This window comes from Nocardiopsis sp. TNDT3 (assembly GCF_003427465.1).
GTDB classification, from domain to species: Bacteria; Actinomycetota; Actinomycetes; order Streptosporangiales; family Streptosporangiaceae; genus Nocardiopsis; species Nocardiopsis dassonvillei.
Genome location: NZ_QPFC01000085.1, coordinates 1 through 1,592, shown reverse-complemented (window position 1 = coordinate 1,592; position 1,592 = coordinate 1). Strand labels below are relative to the sequence as shown.

Sequence of the window (1,592 nt, the reverse complement as noted above, 5' to 3'; positions counted from 1 at the left end):
CGCCCCGGGGAACCCGTCCCCGGGGCGCGTCCGACGGCCGTGCGGCCTACTTGGCCTCGGCCAGCAGCTTCTGGATGCGGCTCACGCCCTCGGCGAGGTCCTCGTCGCTGAGCGCGTAGGACAGGCGCAGGTAGCCGGGGGTGCCGAAGGCCTCACCGGGCACCACGGCGACCTCGGCCTGCTCCAGGATGAGCTCGGCCAGCTCGGTGGAGGTCTGCGGCGTCCTGCCCCGGATCTCCTTGCCCAGCACGCCCTTGACCGAGGGGTAGGCGTAGAACGCGCCCTGCGGCTCGGGGCAGACCACGCCGTCGATCTCGTTGAGCATGCGCACGATCGTCTTGCGGCGGCGGTCGAAGGCCTCGCGCATCGTCGCCACGGCGTCCAGGTCGCCGGAGACCGCGGCCAGGGCGGCGGCCTGCGAGACGTTGGCGACGTTGGAGGTGGCGTGCGACTGGAGGTTGCCCGCGGCCTTGACCACGTCCTTGGGGCCGATGATCCACCCCACGCGCCAGCCGGTCATGGCGTAGGTCTTGGCCACGCCGTTGACGATGACGGTGCGGTCGGCGATCTCGGGCACCTCGACGGGCAGCGAGGAGAACTCGGCGTCCCCGTAGACCAGGTGCTCGTAGATCTCGTCGGACAGCACCCACAGGCCGTGCTCGTTCGCCCAGCGGCCGATCTCGCGGACCTGCTCGCGCGGGTACACGGCGCCGGTCGGGTTGGACGGGGAGACGAACACCAGGACCTTGGTGCGCTCGCTGCGCGCCGCCTCCAGCTGCTCCACACTGGCCAGGTAGCCGGTGCTCTCGTCGGTGACGACGAAGACCGGGACGCCGCCCGCGAGCTTGATCGACTCGGGGTAGGTGGTCCAGTACGGGGCGATGACGATGACCTCGTCGCCCGGGTCCAGCATGGCGGCGAAGGCCTCGTAGATGGCCTGCTTGCCGCCGTTGGTCACCAGGACCTGGGCGGGGTCGACCTCGTAGCCGGAGTCGCGCAGGGTCTTCTCGGCGATGGCCTTCTTGAGCTCGGGCAGGCCGCCGGCGGGCGTGTAGCGGTGGAACCGGGGCTCACGGGCGGCCTCGACGGCGGCCTCGACGATGTAGTCGGGGGTCGGGAAGTCGGGCTCTCCCGCGCCGAAGCCGATGACGGCACGGCCCTCCGCCTTCATCGCCTTGGCCTTGGCGTCCACGGCCAGGGTGGCGGACTCGGAGATCGCGCTGATACGTGCAGAGAGACGGGGTCGATCAGTCATGCGTCCCATGTTGTCATGCGCCCCTGGTCCGGGCGCGGGCGGGAAGGAGGGCGCAACCGGACGAAGGGGTCGTTCACCCTCCTCGGAGGGACGAACGGTTTGGTCACGGCGCCCCGAGCGCATACACTCTTTCGGGTCGGCCGGTCGTGGCCCAGGTGTTACCTGGCGCACGGTGTGCGCAGCGCACCGGAACCGGCTATGGTGGGATCGCAGTTTCCGCTAAGGGCAGTGGCTCAATTGGCAGAGCACCGGTCTCCAAAACCGGCGGTTGGGGGTTCGAGTCCCTCCTGCCCTGCACCTTCGCGCGTGCGGTGCGGCGCCCCGGCGGGCGCCGCAC

The 1,592-nt window shown here is 70.7% G+C and carries 1 protein-coding gene and 1 tRNA gene; one reads left to right on the top strand and one right to left on the bottom strand.

What is annotated here, in order from left to right; genetic code table 11:
- Positions 1 to 46: 46 nt before the first annotated feature.
- A complete protein-coding gene (locus DQW06_RS02450) occupies positions 47 to 1,255 on the bottom strand; it encodes a pyridoxal phosphate-dependent aminotransferase (protein ID WP_174547194.1) in 1,209 nt (402 codons plus the stop codon).
- A gap of 222 nt (positions 1,256 to 1,477) precedes the next feature.
- On the opposite strand from DQW06_RS02450, the gene DQW06_RS02445 reads away from it, so the two are divergent.
- Positions 1,478 to 1,550 (top strand) — tRNA-Trp (locus tag DQW06_RS02445).
- Positions 1,551 to 1,592 lie beyond the last annotated feature (42 nt).

Excerpts from the sequence above, each read along its gene's own strand:
- DQW06_RS02450 (WP_174547194.1), bottom strand. The coding sequence starts at position 1,255 with ATGACTGATCGACCCCGTCTCTCTGCACGTATCAGCGCGATCTCCGAG.